Source organism: Mesorhizobium sp. LSHC412B00, from assembly GCF_000503035.1.
GTDB lineage: Bacteria > Pseudomonadota > Alphaproteobacteria > Rhizobiales > Rhizobiaceae > Mesorhizobium.
In genome coordinates, this window is the sequence record NZ_AYWB01000010.1 from 88855 (window position 1) to 104963 (window position 16109).

General features: G+C 63.4%; 15 protein-coding genes. 4 read left to right on the forward strand and 11 right to left on the reverse strand.

Annotation, left to right across the window (positions count from 1 at the left end):
• The first annotated feature begins 2 nt into the window (after nucleotides 1-2).
• Nucleotides 3-941 carry a DmsC/YnfH family molybdoenzyme membrane anchor subunit gene (locus X757_RS145895; protein ID WP_023696709.1) on the forward strand — a complete coding sequence of 313 codons (939 nt, stop codon included), beginning with the start codon at nucleotides 3-5 and terminating at the stop codon, nucleotides 939-941.
• A 12-nt stretch (nucleotides 942-953) separates the two neighbouring features.
• Here X757_RS145895 and X757_RS145890 read toward each other — a convergent pair whose 3' ends face one another.
• The gene (locus X757_RS145890; protein ID WP_023726841.1) at nucleotides 954-1832 is read right to left on the reverse strand and encodes a LysR substrate-binding domain-containing protein; all 879 of its coding nucleotides are present in this window, start codon (nucleotides 1830-1832) and stop codon (nucleotides 954-956) included.
• Nucleotides 1833-1926: 94 nt separating this feature from the next.
• Between X757_RS145890 and X757_RS145885 the strand changes: the two genes are divergently transcribed.
• The gene (locus X757_RS145885; RefSeq protein ID WP_023726842.1) at nucleotides 1927-2898 is read left to right on the forward strand and encodes a quinone oxidoreductase; all 972 of its coding nucleotides are present in this window, start codon (nucleotides 1927-1929) and stop codon (nucleotides 2896-2898) included.
• Between the two features lie 4 nt (nucleotides 2899-2902).
• Here the strand turns inward: X757_RS145885 and pdeM are convergent, their stop codons facing one another.
• Together pdeM and X757_RS145875 are read right to left on the reverse strand one after the other, a co-directional pair.
• Complete coding sequence (pdeM, locus tag X757_RS145880) at nucleotides 2903-3619, reverse strand: ligase-associated DNA damage response endonuclease PdeM (protein WP_023726843.1); 717 nt, start codon at nucleotides 3617-3619, stop codon at nucleotides 2903-2905.
• Nucleotides 3616-6120, reverse strand: a complete 2505-nt coding sequence (locus X757_RS145875; protein WP_245275080.1) for a ligase-associated DNA damage response DEXH box helicase — start codon at nucleotides 6118-6120, stop codon at nucleotides 3616-3618. The genes pdeM and X757_RS145875 overlap by 4 nt, the downstream gene beginning before the upstream one ends.
• Here X757_RS145875 and X757_RS1000000169025 point away from each other — a divergent pair.
• Complete coding sequence (locus tag X757_RS1000000169025) at nucleotides 6028-6222, forward strand: hypothetical protein (protein ID WP_245260071.1); 195 nt, start codon at nucleotides 6028-6030, stop codon at nucleotides 6220-6222. The two genes, X757_RS145875 and X757_RS1000000169025, sit on opposite strands and share 93 nt — an antisense overlap.
• A gap of 141 nt (nucleotides 6223-6363) precedes the next feature.
• On the opposite strand, the gene X757_RS145870 is transcribed toward X757_RS1000000169025, so the two are convergent.
• The 3 genes from X757_RS145870 to X757_RS145860 form a co-directional block, all read right to left on the reverse strand.
• Nucleotides 6364-7224 carry an NlpC/P60 family protein gene (locus tag X757_RS145870; protein WP_023681976.1) on the reverse strand — a complete coding sequence of 287 codons (861 nt, stop codon included), beginning with the start codon at nucleotides 7222-7224 and terminating at the stop codon, nucleotides 6364-6366.
• 29 nt (nucleotides 7225-7253) lie between these two features.
• Nucleotides 7254-7604 carry a MarR family winged helix-turn-helix transcriptional regulator gene (locus X757_RS145865; protein ID WP_023669596.1) on the reverse strand — a complete coding sequence of 117 codons (351 nt, stop codon included), beginning with the start codon at nucleotides 7602-7604 and terminating at the stop codon, nucleotides 7254-7256.
• Between the two features lie 69 nt (nucleotides 7605-7673).
• Entirely contained in the window at nucleotides 7674-9035 is a 1362-nt protein-coding gene (locus X757_RS145860) for a M17 family metallopeptidase (RefSeq protein WP_023726845.1), read from the reverse strand.
• Nucleotides 9036-9272: 237 nt separating this feature from the next.
• Between X757_RS145860 and X757_RS145855 the strand changes: the two genes are divergently transcribed.
• The gene (locus tag X757_RS145855; protein WP_023669594.1) at nucleotides 9273-10094 is read left to right on the forward strand and encodes a tetratricopeptide repeat protein; all 822 of its coding nucleotides are present in this window, start codon (nucleotides 9273-9275) and stop codon (nucleotides 10092-10094) included.
• 114 nt (nucleotides 10095-10208) lie between these two features.
• Here X757_RS145855 and X757_RS145850 read toward each other — a convergent pair whose 3' ends face one another.
• The 5 genes from X757_RS145850 to X757_RS145830 all read right to left on the reverse strand — a co-directional run bounded on the left by X757_RS145850 (nucleotide 10209) and on the right by X757_RS145830 (nucleotide 16105).
• Nucleotides 10209-11225: a type II secretion system F family protein gene (locus X757_RS145850; protein WP_023696714.1), complete on the reverse strand. Its 1017-nt coding sequence runs from the start codon at nucleotides 11223-11225 to the stop codon at nucleotides 10209-10211.
• Nucleotides 11226-11265: 40 nt separating this feature from the next.
• Complete coding sequence (locus tag X757_RS145845; protein ID WP_023669592.1) at nucleotides 11266-12279, reverse strand: type II secretion system F family protein; 1014 nt, start codon at nucleotides 12277-12279, stop codon at nucleotides 11266-11268.
• Between the two features lie 155 nt (nucleotides 12280-12434).
• Nucleotides 12435-13943 (reverse strand): CpaF family protein, encoded by a 1509-nt coding sequence (locus tag X757_RS145840; protein WP_023688717.1) that lies wholly within the window; start codon nucleotides 13941-13943, stop codon nucleotides 12435-12437.
• 86 nt (nucleotides 13944-14029) lie between these two features.
• The gene (locus X757_RS145835) at nucleotides 14030-15313 is read right to left on the reverse strand and encodes a CpaE family protein (RefSeq protein WP_023726846.1); all 1284 of its coding nucleotides are present in this window, start codon (nucleotides 15311-15313) and stop codon (nucleotides 14030-14032) included.
• A gap of 54 nt (nucleotides 15314-15367) precedes the next feature.
• Nucleotides 15368-16105 carry a CpaD family pilus assembly protein gene (locus X757_RS145830; protein WP_023726847.1) on the reverse strand — a complete coding sequence of 246 codons (738 nt, stop codon included), beginning with the start codon at nucleotides 16103-16105 and terminating at the stop codon, nucleotides 15368-15370.
• Nucleotides 16106-16109 lie beyond the last annotated feature (4 nt).

A 16109-nucleotide genomic window follows, 5' to 3' on the forward strand; every position in this document is an offset into this window, starting at 1 on the left:
CAATGCATCCAGCCTTTTCCGTCGTTTTCTTCACCACTGCTACAGGAGCGGGCTACGGACTGCTGGCGCTGCTCGGCGTGCTTGGCGGACTGGGTTTTATCCCGGCCCATTTCTGGCTCGGCCTTATCGGCATGGGGCTGGCGCTTGGCCTGATTGCCGCCGGCCTTTTGTCGTCGACCGGCCATCTCGGCCGGCCCGAACGCGCCTGGCGCGCCTTTTCGCAATGGCGTAGCTCCTGGCTGTCACGCGAGGGTGTATCGTCGGTCGCAACCTTCATTCCCGCCGGGCTGTTCGGCATCGGCTGGGTGTTTTTTGGCCGCACCGGAGGCTGGATGGCCATCGCCGGGTTTCTCGCAACTATCGGCGCAATCGTCACCGTCTGCACCACCGGCATGATCTATGCCTCGCTGAAGCCGATCGCGCAGTGGCATAGCCCGTATACGCTGCCGGGCTATCTCATCTTTTCGGCGATGACCGGCAGCGTGCTGTTGAACGCGCTGCTGCAGGCTTTCGCCATCAGCCCGACCGCCGTTGCGGTAGCCGCCCTGCTGCTGACCTTGCTCGGCTGGGGCTGGAAGCTGGCGACGTGGCGATACAATGACGCGCTGGAGATCGCGACCACCGCCAACACGGCGACAGGCCTCGCCGGAGGGACGGTGCGCTCGCTGGAATGGCCGCACACCGAGGAGAACTACCTGCTCAAGGAAATGGGCTTTCGCATCGCCCGCAAGCACGGTGCAAAGCTGCGGCTGATCACGCAGTTGCTGGCTTTCGCCTTGCCTGCCCTGCTGCTGCTTTCTGTCTTATTCGCTTTGCCCTGGCCATTCGCAGCGGTGCTGTCGGTGCTTGCGGCAACCGTCCAGTTCGCCGGCATGCTGGTCGAGCGCTGGCTGTTCTTCGCCGAGGCCAAGCACACCGTCACCCTCTATTACGGCCGGTAGAGCGTCCCGCCGTCAGGCGGCCCGTGCTCGTGGCGCCGCCGGCAAATCCTTAAGCAGGATTTCGATCGCGGCATCGATTACAGCTGTCCTGCGGTCGTGCGCGTAAAGGCCGTATTGGACCGTGAGCGGCTCGGGCAGGCCGGCTGACGTCTTCAGCACCCGCATCGAAGCGGTGCGCACGGATTCGGGCGGAAGCAGTCCAACGCCCAGTCCGTTCTCGATCGCAGCCTGAAGGCCGGTGACGCTCTGGCATGACAAGGCGATCCGGTGCTCCCGGCCGGCGGCGACCAGCGCCTCGATCATCCGCCTGCGCCAAGGGCAGGTTGCGCCGAAGGCGGCGAGATCGAGTGGCCGGTCATGGTCCAGCACATAATCCTGGGCGCAGACCCACTGCAGTTCGACGTTCCATGTCGTCACGGCATCGGCCGCGACGACGGATGTCGGGGCAATCATGACATCCAGCGCATCCTCGCTCCACAGCCGTCCCAGCGCGACGCTGTGCTCGACCATCGCGTCGAGGCTGATGTCGGGATAGGTGCGATGCAGCCGCCCAAGCGCGGCCGAAAGCGCGGCCGTGGTGACCTCTTCGGCAAGACCAATACGCACGCCGCCGCCAATGCTAGCCTGCTGCAGACGCGCCACTGCTTCATCGCCGAGAGCGAGGATGCGGGTCGCGTATCCCAGAAAGAGCTCGCCTTCCGCAGTCGGCACAACGCCGCGGCCGGTGCGCTGGAACAAGTGCCGTTGGAGCAGGCCCTCCAGCCGGCGCATCTGCATGCTCATCGCCGATTGGGTCTTGCCGGTCTGCGCGGCGACCCTGCTCAGGCTACCTTGCCGGCAGACCGCGACATAGGTGCGGAGAAGGTCGAGGCCGATCTGCTCAGATATCATTTTGTTTGAACTCTGATGTCATAGGTATCAGTCTACGATGATATCTCGCCACGCGCTATCTCACACTCAAGAGAACAGCGCAGGGGAGAAAACCATGAAAGCGATCCGTGTTCACCGCCATGGCGGGCCAGATGTGCTCGCCTACGAAGATGTCGACATCGGCCAGCCCGGACCGGGCGAGGTGCGCGTGCGCAACCGGGCGGTCGGTCTCAACTTCGTCGACATCTATTTTCGCACCGGCGAATACGCGCCGCCCGCTCTGCCATTCATTCCCGGCAATGAAGGCGCCGGCGAAATCGTCGCCGTCGGTGAAGGCGTCAGCGGCTTCGCGCCTAGCGACCGAGTCGCCTATGTCGAGACCCTCGGCGCCTATGCCGAAGAACGCATCGTGCCAGCGCATTTCGTCGTGCATCTGCCCGACGCCATCGATTTCGAGACAGGTGCGGCGATGATGCTGAAAGGGCTGACGGCGCAATATCTGCTGCGCCGCACGTTTCGCGTCGAGGCGGGCCATACCATCCTGGTGCATGCCGCGGCGGGCGGCGTCGGCCTCATCCTGACGCAATGGGCCAAACATCTCGGCGCGACCGTCATCGGCACGGTCGGTTCACCCGAAAAGGCCGAACTTGCGCGCGCCAATGGCTGCGACCATGTCATCGACTACAGCAAAGAGAATTTCGCCGCACGGGTGAAAGAGGTCACCAACGGCGAAGGCTGCCACGTCGTCTATGACGGCGTCGGCAATGCGACCTTCCCCGCCTCGCTCGACTGCCTGCGGCCGTTCGGCACCTTCGTCAGCTACGGCACGGCGTCGGGGTCGATCCCGCCATTCGACATCATGCTTTTGATGCAAAAGGGTTCGCTGTTCGCCACCTGGCAGTTGCTGTTCCATCATCTCGCCAGACGTGAGGACGTTGTCGCCATGAGCGAGGATCTGTTCAGCGTCGTCCTCAGCGGCGCAGTGAAAATCCCGGTGCACACAAGCATGCCGCTTGCCGAAGTGGCGGAGGCGCATCGCCGGCTCGAGGCACGGCAGACGACAGGCGCAACCGTGCTTATACCGTAGAAACTTAGCCCGGCCGCAGCATCGAACCGGAAATGGCGAAGATGCGCGCGGCGCCCATCATATAGGCCATCAACGTCTCGCGGCGGAACAGGCCGGCATAGGCGTGGTCGAGCACGTTGAGCGAGCCGGTATAAGCGCCGAAGGCCGGCATGATCATGCGGCCGCCATCGCCGGCAAAGCAGCGCCGCCGCACCGAGCGGCCCTGCTGGACGATGCGGGCGCAAGGGTGAAGATGGCCGGCAACTTCGCCCTCGGTTCTTATCTTCGACGGCTCGTGGCGGAACAGCAGCGAGCCGATGGCGAGTTCGCGCACCGTCTCGCCGGGCAAATCCGCCGGCGCTTCCGGGTCATGGTTGCCGGCGACCCAGAACCAGTCGCGGCCGGCCATCAATGCTTCCAGCCGATCGCGGAAGGTTTGATGCATGCGCTCGGCGCCGCCGCCGTCGTGGAAGGAGTCGCCCAGGCTGATGACGATGGCCGGCTGGTAGTCCGCGATTACCGCCTGCAGCCGGAGCAGAGTGGCGTCGGTATCGTAGGGCGGGATCAGTGCGCCGCGCCTGGCGAAGGACGAGCCCTTTTCCAGATGCAGGTCGGAGACCGCGAGCAGCCTCAGATCGGGGAAATAGAGCACGCCGCGCGAATCACAGACCGCGCGCTCGCCCGCGATGCCGACAAAGTCGGCCTCGGCGATCAGCGATGCCCGCGCCAGCGAAAAATTCATTCCTCAACCATCCCAGGACCCATGGCTTCCTCGACCAAAGTCGCGGCATCCATCAGCAGCGTTTCGTCGGCCTCGCCGTTCACCGGCATCTTGCCGATTTCGAGCATGATCGGCACGGCCAGCGGCGATATCTGTTCGAGTGCCTTATGCACGATTCGACCCTGGATACGCGAGAGCATGTCGGCAAGTCTGCTGACATCGAGCAGACCGGTCGCCGCGTCGGCGCGCGTCGCCTGCAGCAGGATGTGGTCGGGTTCATGGCTGCGCAGCACGTCATAGATCAGATCGGTCGAGACGGTGACCTGGCGGCCGCTTTTCTCCTGGCCGGGGTGACGCTTCTCGATCAGGCCTGAAATCAGCGCGCAGTTGCGGAAGGTGCGCTTGAGCAGCCAGCTGTCGGCCAGCCAAGCCTCGAGGTCGTCGCCCAGCATGTCCTGGTCGAACAGAGCGCCAAGCGAAGGTTTCCGCGATTTGAACATCGCGCCCATATCGCCCAGCGACCAGATGGCCAATGCGTAGTCGGTGGCGACGAAGCCAAGCGGCCTGGCGCCGGCCCTGTCCAGGCGGCGGGTGAGCAGCATGCCTAGCGTCTGGTGCGCCAGCCTGCCCTCGAAAGGATAAGCGACGAGATAGTGACGGTTGCCGCGCGGAAAGGTCTCGATCAAGAGGTCGTCGCGTTTGGGCAATACCGATTTGTCGGCCTGGAACCGCAGCCAGTCCGATACCTGCTCGGGCAGCTTCTTCCAGCGCTGCGGGTCGTCCAGCATGGCGCGCACCTGCTCGGCGAGGTAAGTCGAAAGCGGAAATTTGCCGCCGCCATAATAAGGAACCTTGGCGTCGCTTCCCGGCGCATTCGAGACGAAGCATTCGTTCTCGCGGATGCCTTCGAAGCGCAGCACTTTGCCGGCAAACATGAAGGTGTCGCCATGCGTCAGCGTTTCGAGGAAGGCCTCCTCGATCTTGCCCAGAGCTCGGCCGCCGTGCGAAGCCGAGCCTTTGCTGCCGGCCTTGACGTAACGCACATTGAGCGCCGGCACCTCGATGATGGTGCCGACGTTCAGCCGATATTGCTGCGCGACGCGGGGATTGGAGACCCGCCACATGCCGTCCTTGTTGAGGCGGATGCGGGCGTAGCGCTCGTAGTTCTTCAGTGCGTAGCCGCCGGTGGCGACGAAATCAATGACGCGGTCGAATGTCGGCCGGTCGAGGCTGGCATAGGGCGCTGCTGTCAGCACTTCCTCGTAGAGATCGTCGGCGCGAAACGGCGCTCCGCAGGCGCAGCCCAGCACATGCTGGGCCAGCACATCGAGCCCGCCATTGACCAGCGGCGGCGTATCCTGGGCGCCCAGATAGTTGGCGTCCAGCGCTGCCCGGCACTCCAGCACCTCGAAACGATTGGCCGGGATCAGGATCGCCTTCGACGGCTCGTCCATGCGGTGATTGGCGCGGCCGATGCGCTGCGCCAGCCGGCTGGCGCCCTTGGGCGCGCCGACATGGACGACCAGATCGACATCGCCCCAATCGATGCCAAGGTCGAGCGTCGAGGTGGCGACGATGGCACGGAGCGCGTTTTCCCCCATCGCCTTCTCGACGCGTCGGCGCTGGGCGACATCGAGCGAGCCGTGATGCAGCGCGATCGGCAAGGTATCCTCGTTGACCCGCCACAATTCCTGAAACAGCAGCTCGGCCTGGCTGCGGGTGTTGACGAACAGCAGGGTGGTCTTGTGGCGCTTGATCTCGCGGTAGATTTCCGGCGTCGCATAGCGCGCCGAATGGCCGGCCCATGGCACGCGCTCTTCCGAATCGAGGATCGAGATTTCGGGCTTCGCGCCGCCGGTTACGACGATGAGCTCAGACATATCGGGACTTGCCAAGCCTTTGGGCGGATTCTGGCTCACCAGCCAGCGCCGCAACTCGTCGGGCTCGGCCACCGTTGCCGACAGACCGATCGTCTGCAGGCCGGGCACGATGCTGCGCAGCCGCGCCAGCCCGAGCGCCAGCAGATGGCCGCGTTTCGATGTCACCAGCGAATGCAACTCGTCGAGCACGACATAGCGCAGATCCTCGAAGAAGCGCCCGGCATCGCCGGCCGCAATCAGCAGCGCCAATTGCTCGGGCGTGGTGAGCAGGATATCGGGCGGCGCCAGCTTCTGGCGCTGCCGCTTGTGGGAAGGCGTGTCGCCGGTGCGCGTCTCGATGGTGACGGGCAGGCCGATCTCCTCCACCGGCTTGCCGAGGTTGCGCTCGATGTCGACGGCCAGCGCCTTCAGCGGCGAGATGTAGAGCGTATGGATGACGCGCCGTGCCATACCGGCTTTGCGTCTGGGGCGGTTGGCCAGTTCGGTCAACGATGGCAAGAAGCCGGCCAGTGTCTTGCCGGCGCCGGTCGGTGCGATCAAGAGCACCGATTGCCCGGCTTGAGCCTTCGCCAGCAGCTCGATCTGGTGAGCGCGCGGCGACCAGCCTTTTTCGCCAAACCATCTGATGAATGGCTCGGGCAGAAGGACGGCGGCATTTTGTTTGGCAAGGCGCGGCTGCTCGGTCACGCGAAAGAGGTAGCGCGACGGCGCGCGATCGCCAAGGAAAATCGGAACAAAAGGTGATCGGGTGAGTTGCCCTCACCCCGTACGGGGAGAGGATGCCGGCAGGCACGTGAGGGACAGCGCGAGCTTTCAATCGCTGGCGCCGCCCCTCATCCGCCCTTCGGGCACCTTCTCCCCGTGAACGGGGCGAAGGAAGAGGCGCTAAGGCCGCCGAAACCCAGTCGGCCCGCCATAGAGATACCCAATCCGATCAACCGCATCCTTCAGCCCTTCGCGCGAGACCAGCATGGTGTGGCCGTTGGCGTGGATCATGGTCTCGGCGTCGGTCATAACGGCGACATGCCCCTTCCAGAACACGAGGTCACCGCGTTTTAGCCCGGCATAATCGGATCCCGGATCGAGCGGCTCGCCCAGGCCTGCCGCCTGCATGTCGGAATCTCGAAGCACATTGCGGCCGGCCATGCGCATGGCCAGTTGCACGAGGCCAGAACAGTCGATGCCGAAGCCGGAGGTGCCGCCCCAGAGATAGGGCGTGCCGATAAACATCTCGGCGACCGAGACATAGTCGGCGGCGATATCGCTGACCGGGCGCACATGGCCGGCGATCAGCGCCTCGCCGGAAGGCAACAGCGCATAGTGCGTGCCGCGCGTTTCGGCAGCGCCCCTCACCGTCACCGTCGAGCCCATCGACAATTGCCCGCTGATCGGAAAGCGCAGATCCGGGCCTGGATAGAGAAAAGTGCGCGGCGCCGTGACGATGTGGGTTGGCGCATGCTCGCGTGCGCCCAGCATGGTGGCGCCGACGTAGCCGACATAGCCGTCGCGTTCGGCCTGGACCCAGGCCCAGCCTTCGGCTTCCTCGAAGACAAGCACATCGTCGCCGAACAGTACCTGCGTGTTGACGCCGGCATCCGGGCGCGGTGCCTTGCGCACGTCAGCCACGGAGGCCGTGATCCGAGCCCGACGGCCGGTGACGAAGCGATCGGCCGAAACCTCCCCTTTCAGCCTTGCATCGGCGAGGTCGGAACGGAAGGCGTGGAGGCGGGCATCCCTGGCAGTCAAATCGGTACTCGTTCTAATTCATGGATTGATCAGATGGGCAGTTCATGAGCCCTGGCAACGATACCATCCCCGAAGCGCTCGACAAAGAGCGCGCCTTCGACCGTGCGCCGGATCAGCACATTGCGCTTGTCGAGCTCGTCGCGATGGCGTGACACCAGTTTCAGCGCACCCATAGTGTCGAGGGCGCGGGTGATGACCGGCTTGGTGACATTGAGGCGGGCTGCCAGGCCGCGCACCGTGTGCGGCGGCGGGTCGAGATAGATGGTGAACAGGATCGCCGTCTGGCGCATGGTGAGATCTGGCGCGCCGGCGCGCACCTGCGACAGCATCACCTGCTGCCATAGTCGCATCGCCTGGCTCGGACGCATCGAAATCGACATCGCGCGAGCATGACGGCAAATTGTTTCGGTTCCGTTTCAGTTTAGAGGCAGTGTGCTTTGCTCACGACCCTAGGCATAGCGCCTCGAAATGACCCGCTCCAGTGCACGGATGCCTTGCGCCTCGCCGCCGGCGGGTCCATAGGGGCGATCGGACGGGTTCCAGGCGAAGATGTCGAAATGCGCCCAGCCCGTTGTCCGTTCGACAAAGCGCTTGAGGAACAGCGCCGCGGTGACCGAGCCGGCGAAACCGTCCGTGGTGACGTTGTTGATGTCGGCGATCTTCGACGCCAGCCTGGCGTCATAGGGCCGCCACAACGGCATGCGCCACAACGGATCCTCGACGGCCACCGAGGCCGCAGCCAGTTCGGACGCCAGCGCTTCGTCGCCAGTGTAGAAAGGCGGCAGATCGGGACCGAGCGCGACACGCGCTGCCCCGGTCAGCGTCGCCATGTCGATCAGCAGTTCCGGCTCCTCGTCATCGGCCAGCGCCAGCGCATCGGCCAGCACCAGCCGCCCTTCGGCGTCGGTGTTGCCGATCTCGACGGTAATGCCCTTGCGGCTGGTCAGTACATCTCCAGGCCGGAAAGCGTTGCCGGCAATCGAATTCTCGACCGCCGGGATCAGGACGCGCAGCCGGATCTTCAGCCCGGCAGCCATGATCATCGAGGCCAGGCCCAGCACATTGGCGGCGCCGCCCATATCCTTCTTCATCAAGAGCATGCCCGACGACGGTTTGATGTCGAGGCCGCCAGTGTCGAAACAGACACCCTTGCCGACCAGCGTCACCTTCGGCGCGCCTTCCGGTCCCCAAACCATGTCGATCAGTCGCGGCGCTCCGACCGAGGCCCGGCCGACCGCATGGATCATCGGGAAATTCTGCTTCAGGAGATCATCCCCCTTGATCACCGACACCTCGGCCTTGTGAGTGGCCGCCAGGGTCCGCACGGCCTTCTCCAACTCGTCCGGTCCCATGTCGCTGGTCGGCGTGTTGACGAGGTCGCGCGCCAGGAAGACGCCGTCGGCGATGCGCCGGACGCGTCCTGCATCTACGCCGAGCGGCAGCGCAAAACGCAGCGTCTTGCCTGATTTCTTTCCGTAGCGAGTGAAGACGTAACCGCCGAGCACCAAGGCTATGGCCGCGAGTTCCGGCTCGGCTGGAGCGGCGGCAAAATGCCAGTCGCCTTCCGGCAAGGCTCTCGCCAGCATGCCGACGGCCAGCGCGCCCTCGCCATCACCGACGCCGAACAAGGCGCCGGCAAGGGAACCGTTGTCGCCGGGAACGGCGAGCGTCCTACCGGCTTCGCCGGAAAAGCCGTTGGCGGCCGCCCATGCGGTCATGGAAGGCGAAAGCCCCAAGGCCTCCAGTCCATCGCTCGCGACCAGATGGACCGGCAGGGCAGTGTTTAGTGTCTCGATGAGTTCGACGGGCATTCGATGGTCTCCGGGAGGCTTGCAGGTCGTCCTCAGTCAAGTGACAGGGACGTCGGATGATTTCAACATCTATGCACAGGGGCCGGCATGGGACTGCCAGGCCAAAGGCTTCCGGCGGGCCGTTCACCGATCCGACGGCTCATTTTTTAACTGTCCGTTAGGGTTAACAGAATATTTCTGCGGGGATGAAGATGGCCACGTGAATGGCCACGCGCAGGAATGGAGAGCCCCGTGCCGATGCCCACCAACCGCAGGATGAACGTCACGGGCAAACGGTTGGTCACCACGGCACTGCTGATGGCGCTGGCGGCCGGTGTTGCCGGGTGCGGAACCAGCAAGCTCACGACCGGCTCGATCGGGCGCACCAGCGGCAAACCGCTGGAAACCATGTCGGCCAGCGAGTTGCACGGGGCGACCGGGCGGCTGGGCGAATCCTACGCAAAGAACCCCAACGACAAGCGGCTGGCGACAAATTTTGCGGCGGCGCTCCAGATGGACGGCGATGCCGACCAGTCGCTTGCCGTGATGCGCAAGCTGGCGATCGCCTACCCCAAGGATCGCGACGTGCTTGCCGCCTACGGCAAGGCGCTGGCCGCCAACGGCCAGTTCGAGCCGGCGCTCGACGCCGTGCGCCGGGCGCAGACGCCGGAATATCCGGACTGGCGGCTGATGTCGGCCGAGGCCGCCATTCTCGACCAGCTTGGCCAGAAGGATGAAGCGCGCCAGAACTACCGCAAGGCGCTGGACCTAAAGCCGAACGAACCCTCGATCCTTTCCAATCTCGGTATGTCCTATGTGCTGGAAGGCGATCTGCGCACCGCCGAGACCTATATGCGCTCGGCAGCCCAGCAACCGAATGCCGACAGCCGGGTGCGCCAGAACCTTGCGCTGGTCGTGGGACTGCAGGGCCGCTTCGACGAGGCCGAGAAGATCGCGTCGCAGGAGCTTTCACCCGAACAGGCGCAAGCCAATGTAGCCTATCTTCGCCAGATGCTTGCCCAGCAGAACGCCTGGAGTCAGCTCAAGGATCAGGACAAGGCAAAGCCGGCGACCAACTGAGCGCCGCATGGGCGCCGGCTCCGCACAGCGCAAATCCGTCCACGCATCAACGCTGAAAACCAAGAGCCGCACTGCATTGGCAGTGCGGCTCTTTTGTACGGCTGCAACCGAGGCCTACTGGCTTGAGGAATTGTGCTGGTCGCCGAAGATGCCGCGCTGACTGACCTGAATGCCGGCTGGGCCTAGAATGATGGCGAACAAAACCGGCAGGAAGAACAGGATCATCGGCACGGTAAGCTTCGGCGGCAGGGCGGCGGCCTTCTTCTCGGCGGCATTCATGCGCATGTCACGGCTTTCCGAGGCCAGCACGCGCAATGCGTGCGCCACGGGTGTGCCGTAGCGTTCGGCCTGGACCAGCGCCTGGGACACTGACTTCACCGACTCCAGGCCGGTACGAGCCGAGAGGTTTTCATAAGCCTGCTTGCGCTCCTGCAGATAAGAGAGTTCGGCGTTGGTCAGCACGAATTCCTCCGCCAGCGCCACCGACTGCGAACCGATCTCCTCGGAGACCTTGCGCAAGGCGGCCTCGACCGACATGCCCGATTCGACGCAGATCAGCATCAGGTCGAGCGCATCCGGCCACGCCGCCTGGATCGACTGCTTGCGCTTGGCGGCACGATTGTTGACGTAAAGGATCGGCGCGTAGAAACCGGCGTAGGCGACAAGGATGCAGACGAACAGTTTCACGAAGGCCGGCCGGTCCGGCAGTCCGCCGAGCACGAACAGATAGATCGCTGCCAGCGCGAAACCGACAAAAGGCAGGATCAGGCGGAAGAACAGGAAGCGGGTCAGCGGGTTCTGGCCACGAAAGCCCGCCACCTTGAGCTTCTGCAACGTGCCTTCATCGGCCAACGCACGCCGCAGGTCCAGCCTGTCGACGATGTTGCGCATGCCGATCGACTGCTCTTCGCGCAGCCCCTTGCGGCGACGATCGGCTTCATTGGCAAGCCGCGCGCGCTGCTTGGCGCGCAATTCGTCACGCTCCAGCGCCACCGATCTCATGCGAGTCTTGAGCTGATTGCCACCAAGGGCCGGCAGCACCGTGAAGACGGTCGCGAACACCGCAATGCCAACCAGCAACGCTATCAGGAAGGCAGGATCGGTCAGCGATTTTACGACTTGGTCGGTCATTCGTTTTCAGTCTTTTCGTTTCGAGCTTTCCAAGGTCGGCCTAAACTTCAAAGTTCATCATCTTGCGCATCACCAGAATGCCGATCGACATCCAGACGCCGGAACAGCCGAGGATCAGATTGCCGGTGCTGGTGGTGAACAGCGGCATGATGTAGTTCGGGCTCGACAGATAGACGAGAAGGGCGACGACAAAAGGCAGCGCGCCGATGATGACGGCCGACGCCTTGGCTTCCATGGAAAGCGCCTGGACCTTGGCCTTCATCTTCTTGCGATCGCGAAGCACGCGCGACAGGTTGCCAAGCGCCTCGGAGAGATTACCGCCGGCCTGTGACTGGATCTGAATAACGATGCCGAAGAAGCTTGCCTCGCTGCACGGCATGGTTTCAGCCATGCGCAAGGTGGCATCGGGGATGGACATGCCAATCTGCTGTGAATCGACGATCCGGCGGAACTCGGTCTTGACCGGCTCCGGCGATTCACTGGCGATCAGGCGAATGGCGTCGTTGAGCGGCAGGCCGGATTTGACGGCGCGCACGATGATGTCGAGGGCGTTGGGAAATTCGTTGAGGAACGCCTTGACCCGGCGCGCGCGGCGAAACGAGACGAACCAGCGCGGCAGGCCGAGCGCCCCCGCCAGCAGCGCGCCCGGCAGGACCAGAAGCGGCGCGCCGGCGAGATAGGCAAGCACCGTCAGCGCGATGCCGCAAATGACGGAGTAGATATAGAAACGCTCGATCGAGACCTGCATGCCGGCCTGACGAATCTGGGCCTTTAACGGCGGCTTCTTGACGGCGAGTTCGTTGGTTTTCTGCTTTTCGTCGAGCTGTTTCAGCGTGTCCTGGACAGATTTACGCCGCTTGACCGCCTCCGCGACACGGTCGCGCGAAGCCTTGACGACCGAACGATCGGTCTCGGCGGCCTTGATCGTCTCGAGCCGCTTGCCGGCCTGCTTCTCGTTGCTCATCTTGGTGAACAGGAAGGCATAGGCGACCGCACCGGCGCTGAAGCCGGCGAGCACGATGAACGCCAGTACGGTGGTGTCAATTCCGAACATCGACCTCGGTCCCCAGCGCATATCGCCGTTTCAAGGAAACGGCGATATGCGCTATCGCTTTGTTTTGACGCAATTCCCAAGGGAAAGCACTACGCGCTTTTCCCGGGAAAACCGCTTCACACTTTTTCTGGAATTGCTTCCAACCTCGATATGCGTCAGTCAGCGCGTTTCTCCATCGATTCCAGCGCATTGGCGAGGCGCTGTTCCTCGCCATAGTAGCGGGCGCGATCCCAGAAGTGCGGACGGCCGATGCCGGTCGACACGTGCTCGCCAAGCAGCCTTCCATTCGAGTCCTCGCCCTTGATGTTGTAGAGCACGATATCCTGCGTGATGATGACGTCGCCTTCCATGCCGATCACCTCGGTGATGTGGGTGATGCGGCGCGAGCCGTCGCGAAGGCGTGCTGCCTGGATGATGACATCGATGGAGCCGACGACGATTTCACGCACGGTCTTCTGCGGCAGCGAATAGCCGCCCATGGCGATCATCGATTCGATACGGTTCAGGCATTCGCGCGGGCTGTTGGAGTGGATCGTTCCCATCGACCCATCATGGCCGGTGTTCATCGCCTGCAGCAGGTCGAAAACCTCCGGTCCGCGCACTTCGCCGACGATGATGCGTTCGGGCCGCATGCGCAGGCAGTTCTTGACCAGGTCGCGCATTGTCACCTCGCCTTCGCCCTCGAGATTGGGCGGGCGGGTTTCGAGACGCACCACGTGCGGCTGCTGCAGTTGCAGTTCGGCCGAGTCTTCGCAGGTGATGACGCGTTCTTCGCGGTCGATATAGTTGGTCAGGCAGTTGAGCAGCGTCGTCTTGCCGGAGCCGGTACCGCCGGAGATGACGATGTTGCAGCGGACGCGGCCGATGATCTTGAGGATCTCGGCGCCCTGCGGCGAGATGGCGCCGAACTTGACCAGCTGATCGAGCGTCAGCTTGTCCTTCTTGAACTTGCGGATGGTGAGCGCGGTGCCGTCGATGGAGAGCGGCGGGGCGATGACGTTGACGCGGGAGCCGTCGGGTAGGCGGGCGTCGCAGATCGGACTCGATTCGTCGACGCGGCGGCCAACCTGGCTGACGATGCGCTGGCAGATGTTGAGCAGCTGCTGATTGTCGCGGAAGCGGATGCCGGTCTGTTCGACCTTGCCATTGACTTCGATGTAGACGTTCTTGGAGCCGTTGACCATGATGTCGGCGATATCGTCGCGGGCGAGCAGCGGCTCCAGCGGGCCGTAGCCCAGCACATCGTTGCAGATGTCCTCGAGCAACTCTTCCTGCTCGGCGATCGACATTGCGAAATTTTTGATGGCGATGATGTCGTTGACGATGTCGCGGATTTCCTCGCGCGCGCTCTCGGGATCGAGCTTGGCGAGTTGCGACAGGTCAATGGTGTCGATGAGCGCGGAGAAGACCTGGCTCTTGGTGTCGTAGTAGGTTTCACTTTTTTCGCGCTGGATCTTTTTTGGCGGCTCCGGCGCCATCGATGGCGCCTCAACGGCACGGCGAGTTGGCGGGGTTCCCGGCGCTCCAGGCGGCGCTGCCGCCGGCCGGGCAAGTACCGCCATGTCCGCAGGCGTTGCAGTGGCCGGCGCCGCTGGCGCCGGTGCTGGCTGACGGAACTCCGGGGTGAACCGGCCGCCGTCGTCGGAGCCTCTTTTACCAAACATGATCGACTACCAATTCCGTCCAGAACATGATGCCGAAGCGGTTTTCGGACGACATCATGCTCTACTTCTTGATTTGGAGGGGAGCGTCATTTCTTGTTACGCGAGAGCTTGCCGAGCAGGCCGCCAAGGCCTGCCTTCTTCCTGGCCTTGATTTCGCTGCGACCGGTCAGGACATGCGCGATTTCGTTGATCATGCCGACGACCGGGCTCCTGGCATCCATCTCGCCCAGCATGCGGCCGTTGTTGGCGGCATTTCCAAACAACAACGGGTCGAAGGCGATGACCGACATCGGCGTGAGGCTGAGCGGTTCGGCGAAGTCGGAAGCGGATATCTCGGGTCGCTTCGGTACGCCGGCCTGGTTGATGATCAGTTTCGGCGGCGGATCGTTCGGGCGAAGCCGCGTCAGCATATCGACCAGATTCTTGGTGTTGCGCAGATTGGCCAGTTCCGGCGTCGCCGTGATGACGATCTCGTCAGCCTTGATCAGTGTGTTCTTGGTCCAGCCAGTCCAGACATGAGGAACGTCGAGCACCAGCAGCGGCACACTGCGCTGCGCGGTGTCGATGAGTTGCGTGAAGGCATCGGGATCGAAATCATAGACACGTTCGAGGGTGGAGGGCGCGGCGAGCAGCGACAGATGTTCGGCGCACTGGGCAAGCAGCCGGTCGAGATAGACCTCGTCAACTCGTTCGGGCGAAAACACGGCTTCGGCGATGCCTTGCGCAGGGTCCTGGTCGAAATTTATGTTGGCCGTCCCGAAAGCCAGGTCGAGATCGGCGACGACCACTTCCGACTTGAACAGCGATGACATCGCCCACGCTACATTGTGGGCGATGGTCGAGGAGCCGACGCCGCCCTTGGCGCCGATGAAGGCGATCGAGCGGCCGATCGGCTCGGCTTCCGGATCGACGAAGATCGATGAAACCACGGAGACGATATCGGCCATCGACACCGGCGCGATGACATATTCGGAAATACCGAAGCGGATGAGTTCGCGGTAAAGACCGACATCGTTGTAGTGGCCGATCACCACGACTTTCGAGGAGGGATCGCAATATTCGGAAAGCTGGGCAAGCTGCTCCAGCAACTGCTTCGGTTCGCTGCGCGATTCCAGCAGGATCAGGTTCGGCGTCGGCGCCGACTGGTAGAATTCGATCGCCGTGGCGATGCCGCCCATATGCACTTTCAGATGCGCCTTGGCCATGCGGCGATCCTCGCCGGCCCGCTCCACCGGATGCGCGACACCTTCCGTCTCGCAAAATGCCTGGATCGAAATACGCGGCACCGGCCGCAGCGCCTGCATCGCGGCAATATCCGATTGCGAGCTGTCGCCGCCGTCTCCGGGCGTGTCGTAGGCAAGATTGCTCATCGTCATGCTCTTTTCCGTAACTTCTCGTTCCGGCTCTACGCGGGACCGGCGCTCCTAATACGTCACTTCCGAACTGCCGAGGAACTCGTCCGAAATACCTCTGCCGCGATAGACGTCGATCACCGCGCCGCGGTTCTCGGCGTCGATATCGGACGACTTTCTTGGCCCGAGCAGATCGGCCGGATTGGCGAGTTGCGCAGCGAGGTTGTTTTGAGAGGAGCAGCCGTAATCGGCGTAGTGCTTGTTTTCGGAGGTTGCGAGGATGTCTTCGGGCCAGCGCCCGCATTTGTCGGTCTGGGCTCTCACCGAAATATAGGAAACGCGGATAGGCGCCGAGGCTTCTGGGGAAACCGACTGGTAGGAGGTCACCACGATCCGGTTTCGCTTGATGCCGCCGGCAACCGCCAGCCTGGCGAAATCGCGCGCCGCGGCAGTCGCCGCCACCTCATTGGCCGAGCCGATCGGGATTGCGATCGTCAGCGCCGGGGCAGCGCTCCTGTCGTAGCGGTCAAGGAAGCCCAGAAGCGTGTCGCGCTGCGAGCCGGTCATGCCGCGATCGCCGGCGCCGACCGGGAGGTCCAGCTTCTGGTTCTTCTCGGCAATCACGATCGGATGCGTGGTGCGATAATCATCGGGAATCGCCCCAACCGTGATGCTGTCGCGCTTGGCGCAACCGGCGAGCGAGGCGGCGATCGCGATCGCCAGGATCGGCATTGCCGATCGGCTGATCCGGGCACGGCCGGACCGCACTGTCGCGGCGACCGCCATTGCCTTCGATGCTGACTGAGACATGTCC